This window comes from Listeria sp. ILCC797 (assembly GCF_900186185.1).
Lineage (GTDB): Bacteria > Bacillota > Bacilli > Lactobacillales > Listeriaceae > Listeria > Listeria goaensis.
Genome location: NZ_FYBS01000011.1, coordinates 101731 through 110221, shown reverse-complemented (window position 1 = coordinate 110221; position 8491 = coordinate 101731). Strand labels below are relative to the sequence as shown.

The window sequence follows — 8491 nt, the reverse complement described above, 5'->3', positions numbered from 1 at the left end:
TTGACTTTGCTAGCTTGTTTCTTACTTTTTTTGGAAACATCTTTTTGTTTCCTGTCCTATGAATTGATTGGTGAAACATCTGTTTCATCGCTTTTTCATCTTCGTTTTGTTCAGTTTTCAAAGGTCATAATTTGCCGCATTTTTGAAAAGCAACTGGCTTTTTGCGACTTTTAAATCATATCATCTAAACGCTTGCCTGTCAACATTTTTTTGAATTAATTTAATTTCAAAAACAATTGATTAGTAGCGCCGAAAACTAATATATCAATTTTAAATGAAGATGTCAACAAGTTTATGCATAAAAATGCGAGAAAATATTTTTTTCACCATTTCTAAGGCAAACTAGGCTTTAAAATCCCCTTTTCCGCATAAAAATTAATCATTTTATGCAAAACAAAAATCACCTATTTTTAAAATAGGTGATTTTATTTTTTATTTTTCGCTTTACATTCAGGACATAACCCATAAACTTCTAAACGATGTTTGTTAATTTCATACCCTGTAACATGGGAGGCAAAATGCTCGACTTCATCTAGACCTGGATAATGGAAATCAACAATCTTTCCACATTCATCGCATATAGCATGATAATGGTTAGAAGTAGAAAAATCAAATCGGCTTGAAGCGTCGCCATATGATAATTCCTTAATTAATCCTGCATCTCTAAATACGCGTAAGTTATTGTAGACTGTTGCAACACTCATATTTGGAAAATCACCTTCAAGTGCCTTGTATATTTCGTCGGCAGTTGGATGAATATGTGAATTAATTAAGAACTCAAGTATAGCATGACGTTGAGGAGTAATTCGTACTCCTGACTGTTTTAGAATATCTATTGACTCTTTTAAATGAGTGTTAGACACCGTCATGCACTCCTTCCTTTAAATGATAACTTTCTTATATTTTAACGGAAATGTTCATAAGCTGTCAATACAACGATTTAATATCCTCTATTTAAGTTGATTTCATTCTGCACGGTTTTGCCTGCTTTAAACTTCTCTAGACTATCAAGCCAGATTTCCATGCTGCGATTAATATATTGATCGGTATGTCCAGATACGTGTGGGGTCATTGTGACATTTGTAGCTGTCCAAATCGGGCTTTCAGTCGCCAGCGGTTCCTCGGGGTAGACGTCGAGATAGAAATGGCGAATGGTTTTTTCAGCGATGACTTTTTCTAAAATGGCGCTTTCTATAGCGTTTCCACGACCGATGTTGATGAATACGGCGCTCTTCGGCAAAATATGGAAGAAGTCTTCATCATAGACGCCTGTCGTTTCTTTTGTTTTTGGTAGCACAGAAACGAAATAGTCAGCGGCGCGAATTACTTGTTTTAAGTCACGCATGGCGAAAGTTTTGTCAAAACCTTCTACTGGGTGGCCGGTTGTATTTAGTCCTACCGTTTGCATGCCAAACATTTTGGCGAATTTTGCGATTTGTGAGCCGATTGCTCCTGCGCCAGCAACGACGATTTTCTTATTGCCGAGCTCAACGACAGGGTGGGAAAACGCCCACTCTTTCTTTTTTTGAGCTTCATAAAAGTGTTGTAATTGCTTCACGTCATGCAACAAATAGCTCAGCACAAATTCTGCCATCGGGACAGCGTGAATGCCGCGAACATTTGACACTAAAATATTTTTTTCTAGAATAGCTTGCTTAGGTAAGCCGTCAACGCCCGCAGAAAAGACCATAATCCACTTTAGTGCGCTAGCTGCTTCAATAATTTCTGCTGTGATGTCACCGCCATATGTCACGATGCAGTCCACTTCATTAAGTTCCTTAAAGTTCTTTATTTCTTTTTCGTAATAAAATATATCGTTTGGATATGCTTCTTGCTGTTTTACTTGCCAATCTTCCGGTATCGTTAGCGTATATAAGATTTTCAAACAGCCCAGCCCCCTTTCTACTCTTTTAGTTTATGCTTTTTTTGAAAAAACGGCAATTAAGTTGTTCTTTCATGTTGCTGTTTTAAATTATTTCGCATAAAATGGACTAGATAAGCGGGATTCCGCGAAATTCAAAGGAGATGTCTAGATGGATCATTCAAAATCAGATGCTATACATAAGGAAGCAAAAAAACATATTGTTGGCGGCGTTAATAGTCCAAGTCGTTCGTACAAGGGCGTTGGTGGCGGTGTGCCGATTACGATGGAGCGAGCAGAAGGGGCTTATTTTTATGATGTGGACGGGAATAAATATATTGATTACTTAGCGGCTTTTGGCCCCATTATTACCGGCCATGCACACCCACACATTACAAAGGCGATTACAAAGGCTGCAGAAACTGGGGTTTTATATGGTACGCCAACTGTGCATGAAATTACATTTGCGAAAATGTTAAAAGAAGCGATTCCTTCTATGGAAAAGGTGCGCTTTACCAATTCTGGTACGGAAGCTGTCATGACAACGGTTCGTGTTGCTCGCGCCTATACTGGCCGAGATAAGATTATTAAATTCGGCGGGTCTTATCACGGACACTTCGATCTCGTTTTGGTGGAAGCGGGTTCTGGACCTTCAACACTAGGCACGCCTGATTCTGCTGGTGTGACAGAAGCGACAGCCAAAGAAGTCATTACCGTTCCTTTTAACAACGTCGAAGCTTTTAAAGAAGCTCTTGATGTTTGGGGCGATCAGGTGGCAGCGGTGCTTGTGGAGCCGATTGTCGGGAATTTCGGGATTGTCGGGCCAGAACCAGGATTTTTGAAAAAAGTAAATGAGCTGACTCATGCGGCGGGTGCGCTCGTGATTTATGATGAAGTGATTACGGCATTTCGCTTTATGTACGGCGGGGCGCAAGATTTGCTCCAAGTGAAACCGGATTTGACAGCGCTTGGAAAAATTATTGGCGGCGGCTTGCCGATTGGGGCGTATGGCGGGCGCTTGGATATTATGGAAACTGTAGCACCGCTTGGTCCGGCTTATCAAGCTGGCACACACGCTGGAAATCCCGCTTCCATTCTATCTGGCATTGCCTGCCTAGAAGTTTTACAAGAAGAAGGACTTTATGATCGTTTTGAAAAATACGGATCTAAATTGAAAAATGGTATTTTAAATGCTGCTGCAAAACACGGCATTACAATTACGATTAACCAAATTGTTGGGGCGCTGACGGTATTTTTCACCGATAAAACTGTGCGGAACTATGCAGATGCTGAACAAACTGACGGCGAACAATTTAGTCGTTTCTTTAAACTTATGCGTGAGGAAGGTATCTTACTGGCGGCATCGAAATACGAGGCTTGGTTTATTACAACGGCCCATACTGAAGCAGATATCGACGACACAATTGCGGCAACAGAGCGTGTATTTGCCATTATGGCCTCCGAAAAATGATTTTTATGTTACAAAATGAAAAATATGGTTATAATAAAGGTATTAAAAGATAAAAATCGCCCATTAGAAAGGAATCACCTACCATGAAATTTGGAGCTAGAATATTAAAAACTGGTATTGCTATAAGTTTAGCTTTATTTATTGCCGAACTTTTCCAGTCCCCCTCTCCTTCGCTGGCAGGAATTTCCGCCATATTTGCGATTCAACCGTCCATTTACCGCTCGTACCGAACTATTTTAGAGCGCGCGCAAGGAAATGTGATTGGTGCCATCATTGCCATTGTTTTTGGTCTATACATTGGAAATGACTTCATTTTGATTGGCGTAGCTTCCGTTATTTGTGTGGCGCTACTTCTGCAATTAAAACTAGAAAATACGATTGGCCTTGCTCTTGTAACACTTGTTATTGTCATGGATTCACCCGGAAATGACTTCCTTGAAATCGCCTTAATTCGTTTTGGTACAATCATGCTAGGGCTTGTTGCAGCATTTATCGTCAACTTAATTTTCATTCCACCAAAATATGAAGTGGCTTTGTATCAGCAAATTTACAATACGAACAATGAGATTATTAAATGGATCCGCTTAAATTTACGCCATGCCGCTGATTTTCCTTTACTAAAAAAAGATATGAACTGGATGCAGAAACAAATTGGGCAAATTCGTAATCAATATGAGCTTTATAAAGAAGAAAGAACTTTTTTAAAGCGAAATTCTGTTTCTAAAGGGCGTAAAATTGCTATCTACCGGCAAATGATTCTCTGCTCACAAAAAGGCTATGAACTTTTAAAAATTCAAAATCGCTACGAAAATGATTATTTACAACTTAATCCTGAAAAACAAGAGGTCATCAGACAGCAAATTGACTTTTTAGTAGATAAACATGAACAACTTCTACTCACATACATTGACCGCGTTGCCGTTGATACAGACTACTTGGAAGACCATTTGGCGCAAGATCCGAAAGAATTAATGGATTTATTTTTAAATGAAATGAAATCGGATGACCCAGAAAACAACACAGATGAGTATCACTTAATGCGCATTATCGCTTGCGTTTTTGCCTATCAGGAAGCAATCGACTATTTAGAAAAACTCATTCATAGTTTTAAAATCCGCCATACGGATGAGAATAAAATTGATATTAGTGTGACGGAAGAGTAATGGATAAAAAGCATAAATCTAGTAACACTACCATTTAGGTAATGGACTTTACTAGATTTATGCTTATTTTTATCCGCTTTATTTTACTTGAAATCACATACTTATTAGCCATGTAAAGCGAACAAAAAGACGCCAAAAAAAAGACGTTGCCCAAACCTTATTAACAAACAGGTTTAGGCAAATGCGTCTTTTTTTCAACGGTATTCTTTGTACTTTTCATACCAAATATCAATATAGTCCTTCGAAAAAGGTCCTTTTTTATCCAAAATCCAGTGACTCAAAATATCTACGTTATTGCGTAAAATTCGGTCGATGGCATCAGGATATTTCATTTGGCGACGATGCTGCTCGTATTCACCTTCATCAAGTAAATGGAAACGTCCGTCAGGAAAAACTTTAATATCTAAGTCATAATCAATATACTTTAACGCTTCCTCATCGACCGCAAAAGGCGTTCCTAGATTACAATAATGGTACAGGCCATCTTCCCGTATCATTGAAATCACATTAAACCAATAATCGCTATGAAAATAGCAAATTGATGGCTCTCTCGTTACCCATTTTCGTCCGTCAGATTCCACGACAAGTGTATGATCATTTCCCCCGATAATAACATTTTCCGTTGCTTTTAGCACAACTGTTTTTTTCCAAGTACGATGAAGTTTACCGTTGTGTTTGTAGCTCTTAATCTGGATAATTTCTTTCTCTTTTGGCAAGTACATACACACTTTCCTACTTTCTTCATGTACTAGAAGCTGTTATTCACAAATCATTATAACATAACAAAACAACGCAAAAAACAATAAACTACGGAAAATCATCTTTTTTGATTAAAAAAGTAAAATCCGTGCAGAAAGTTCCATTTAAAGTGGGAAAATCATTTTTATTTGAGCTTATACGAGTAATGTCCGTCCACCATCAACCACAATCGTCTGCCCGCGAATCATATCTGCATGGCTGCTCGCAAGAAACATGACTGCGCTGACTAAATCTTGAAGCTCTACCATGCGCCCCGCCGGAGTCCTACTAATCGCATCTTCGATTAACTCCGCTTTATTCGGAAAATGTTCCAGCGCGTCCGTTTCAATCAAGCCGCCTGAAACCGTGTTAACTGCTATTCCGTAAGGCGCAAGCTCAACCGCCAAGTAACGCGTGAGCGATTCAACCGCCGCCTTAGAAACGCCAACAGTCGTATAATTATCCAAATAACGAATCGAACCAATTGAGCTTAACCCAATGATTTTCCCGCCGCCAGTTTCCTGCATCATCTTAGCCGCTTCTTGACTAGCGAACAAAAAGGCACGCGCATTAATATTCATCGTCCAGTCCCAGTGCGTTTGTTCAAGCTCCATCAGCGGTTTCAAGACGCCGCTAGCCGCATTGCTCACAAAAAGATCAAGTCGTCCAAACGTCGCTTTAATTTCAGCAAACATCGCGCGCGTTTTTTCAACATCGCCAATATTCGCACGGAAAAGCTCACATTTTCTGCCAAGTTTTTCAATTTCCGCCTGCACCTCTTCGGCTTTTTTACGACTCCGCGCAAAATTTACCGCCACATCATATCCTTCTTTTGCAAGCTGAATCGCGATTTCACGACCAAGCCCGCGACTACTTCCAGTCACTAAAGCTACTTTATTCATTCCAAATCCCCTTTTCTCTCAATAAAACTTTGCCACATTTTTTGGTATGGCACGGGAAACGCAAGCCGCTGCATCTCCTCTTCTGAAACAAATTTCACCTTGTCTTCTGGCTTACCGCCAGTAAGTTTAGCCGTCAAAACGTCCACTTCCCACACCAAATGCGAAAAAATATGCTTCACATGCGGTAGCGATTCTTGAAGTTCAACTTCTAAACCATATTTTTTTAGGAAAGCAAGTTTTACCATTTCACTATTGGCATTTGCTTTTACTTCCACAGTTGGAAACTGCCATAAATTGGCTAGCAGTCCTTCTGACGGGCGCTGTTCAACTAAAATGCGGTCATTTTGCCGGACAACAATTGCCAGCAGATGAATTTTTTTCGACTTCACTTTTTTTATTTTAACTGGATAGTCCAGTTCCTTCCCATTTTTGTGCGCTGAACAAAACGGTTGCAGTGGGCAAAGTAGGCACATTGGCTTTTTCGGTGTGCAAACTAACGCGCCAATTTCCATTAAGCCTTGGTTGAAAGACGCAGGATCAATTGGGTCAATTAAATCATACAGCACCGTTTCAAAAATCTTTCGCGTACTTGGTTTCATAATGTCCGCATCAATTTCGCATACGCGCGACATGACACGCATAACATTCCCATCAATTGCGGGTTCCGCTTTCTGATAGGCGATACTTAAAATTGCGCCGGCAGTATATGGGCCAACCCCTTTTAGACTTAAAATGTCCTTTAACGTGTCTGGCACTATTCCCTCATGTTCTTCAACAACTTGACGCATCGCCGCCTGCAAATTGCGGACACGTGAATAATAACCGAGCCCCTCCCAAATTTTAAGAATCGCATTTTCATCCGCATAAGCAAAGTCTTCCATCGTTTCAAATTGCGTCATAAATCGCGTGAAATAAGGGATAACCGTGTCCACCCGCGTTTGTTGTAGCATGATTTCTGACACCCAAATCCGGTACGGGTCAGTGTTCTCACGCCAGGGAAGTATCCGTTTATTGGCTAAGTACCAATCGATTAGAGCTTGTCTGAAAGCTTCAGTTTGTTTTTTATCAAAGTATGTATTTGTCATTCGTTCACCTAAATTTCTCATAAAATTCTAATGCTCCGCACTTTCGATGTGTAGTATAATGAAAACATGGGGATAGATTAATGGTTAAGCTTTTTCTATTATACAGAAGCTAGCTTTTTTTGAACAGCACTCTGCTTGTAAAGGCTTAGCTGACAGAGTAGTAATTACTCACCCACACACTTTAGTCGCAGGAAGATGCCGCTTGGTTTGTTAAGTGACTCTTTCTAACTTCTTGGAGGAGGAAAGCATTTGGACACAGGCACACATGTTGTTATGGGGATTGCACTTGGGGCTCTCGCAACAATTGACCCTGTAGTTGCAAGTAGTACTCATGCTACAATGGGTATCATGGCAGCAACAATTATTGGTTCTCAAATTCCTGATATTGACACTGTATTAAAACTTAAAAACAATGCGGATTATATTCGTAATCACCGGGGGATTACACATTCCCTTCCGATGCTCGCGATTTGGCCGCTCTTAATTTCAACTGTACTTTACTTTATTTTTCCGGCAGCAACATTTTTACACTTGCTCTTATGGAGCTTTATAGCAGTCGGGTTACACATTTTCGTCGATATTTTTAATGCATACGGGACGCAAGCGGTTCGACCATTTAAAGACACTTGGGTCGCATTTGGTTTCATCAACACATTTGATTGGTTTATTTTTGGATCACATGTCGTTGCGATTATCATCTGGCTACTCGGTGCTCCTGCTGGTCCAACATTCTTTACGCTTTACGGAATCCTCGCGCTTTATTATGTCGCACGCGCAGTTACACAGCACATGATTAAACATGCCGTCAAGAATTTAATTCCTGATGCCGAAGAAATCATCATCGCTTCAACGATTCATTTCTTCCAGTGGCGTGTCGCTGTGACAACGAAAGAACATTATTATGTGGGACGTGCTTTCAAACGAAACATTTCAGTTTATGAAAAGTTTGATCGCTTACCCGTTCCAAATAATGAAATCATTCGTTCTGCGAAACAAGATAAAAACTTGGCCGCTTTTGTCTCCTTTTCAAAAGTGTATAACTGGAGAATTGAAGAAAAGTTAGATGCCACGTATGTCACGTTTACGGATTTGAGATACCGTAGCAACGGGCACTATCCGTTTGTTGCTGTTGTTCGTCTAGACGATGATATGAATATCTTATCATCTTACACGGGCTGGATTTTCTCTGATGAAAAACTTCAGAAGAAACTCACCCCAGTAGCTGTGTAACTTTAACCTCATAAACAAACCCCAGCTGTTACAATAACAGC

The 8491-nt window shown here is 40.1% G+C and carries 8 protein-coding genes; 3 read left to right on the top strand and 5 right to left on the bottom strand.

What is annotated here, in order from left to right:
* Window positions 1-425: 425 nt before the first annotated feature.
* Together perR and BN1609_RS11605 are read right to left on the bottom strand one after the other, a co-directional pair.
* A complete protein-coding gene (perR, locus tag BN1609_RS11610) occupies window positions 426-869 on the bottom strand; it encodes a peroxide-responsive transcriptional repressor PerR (protein ID WP_088810928.1) in 444 nt (147 codons plus the stop codon).
* A 71-nt stretch (window positions 870-940) separates the two neighbouring features.
* On the bottom strand, window positions 941-1885 hold the full coding sequence (locus tag BN1609_RS11605; protein ID WP_088810927.1) for an NAD(P)-dependent oxidoreductase: 945 nt from the start codon (window positions 1883-1885) through the stop codon (window positions 941-943).
* 148 nt (window positions 1886-2033) lie between these two features.
* Here BN1609_RS11605 and BN1609_RS11600 point away from each other — a divergent pair, with 148 nt between their 5' ends.
* Together BN1609_RS11600 and BN1609_RS11595 are read left to right on the top strand one after the other, a co-directional pair.
* Window positions 2034-3332, top strand: coding sequence for a glutamate-1-semialdehyde 2,1-aminomutase (locus tag BN1609_RS11600; RefSeq protein ID WP_088810926.1), 1299 nt, complete (start codon window positions 2034-2036; stop codon window positions 3330-3332).
* An 83-nt stretch (window positions 3333-3415) separates the two neighbouring features.
* Entirely contained in the window at window positions 3416-4495 is a 1080-nt protein-coding gene (locus BN1609_RS11595; protein WP_088810925.1) for an aromatic acid exporter family protein, read from the top strand.
* Between the two features lie 194 nt (window positions 4496-4689).
* Here BN1609_RS11595 and BN1609_RS11590 read toward each other — a convergent pair whose 3' ends face one another.
* From BN1609_RS11590 to mutY, 3 genes are all read right to left on the bottom strand, one after another.
* Entirely contained in the window at window positions 4690-5217 is a 528-nt protein-coding gene (locus tag BN1609_RS11590; protein WP_088810924.1) for a DUF402 domain-containing protein, read from the bottom strand.
* 171 nt (window positions 5218-5388) lie between these two features.
* Window positions 5389-6135, bottom strand: a complete 747-nt coding sequence (gene fabL, locus BN1609_RS11585) for an enoyl-[acyl-carrier-protein] reductase FabL (RefSeq protein ID WP_088816231.1) — start codon at window positions 6133-6135, stop codon at window positions 5389-5391.
* Window positions 6132-7220 (bottom strand): A/G-specific adenine glycosylase, encoded by a 1089-nt coding sequence (gene mutY, locus BN1609_RS11580; RefSeq protein ID WP_088810937.1) that lies wholly within the window; start codon window positions 7218-7220, stop codon window positions 6132-6134. The genes fabL and mutY overlap by 4 nt, the downstream gene beginning before the upstream one ends.
* 249 nt (window positions 7221-7469) lie before the next feature.
* Between mutY and BN1609_RS11575 the strand changes: the two genes are divergently transcribed.
* Window positions 7470-8450 carry a metal-dependent hydrolase gene (locus BN1609_RS11575; RefSeq protein WP_088810922.1) on the top strand — a complete coding sequence of 327 codons (981 nt, stop codon included), beginning with the start codon at window positions 7470-7472 and terminating at the stop codon, window positions 8448-8450.
* The last annotated feature ends 41 nt before the right edge of the window (window positions 8451-8491 follow it).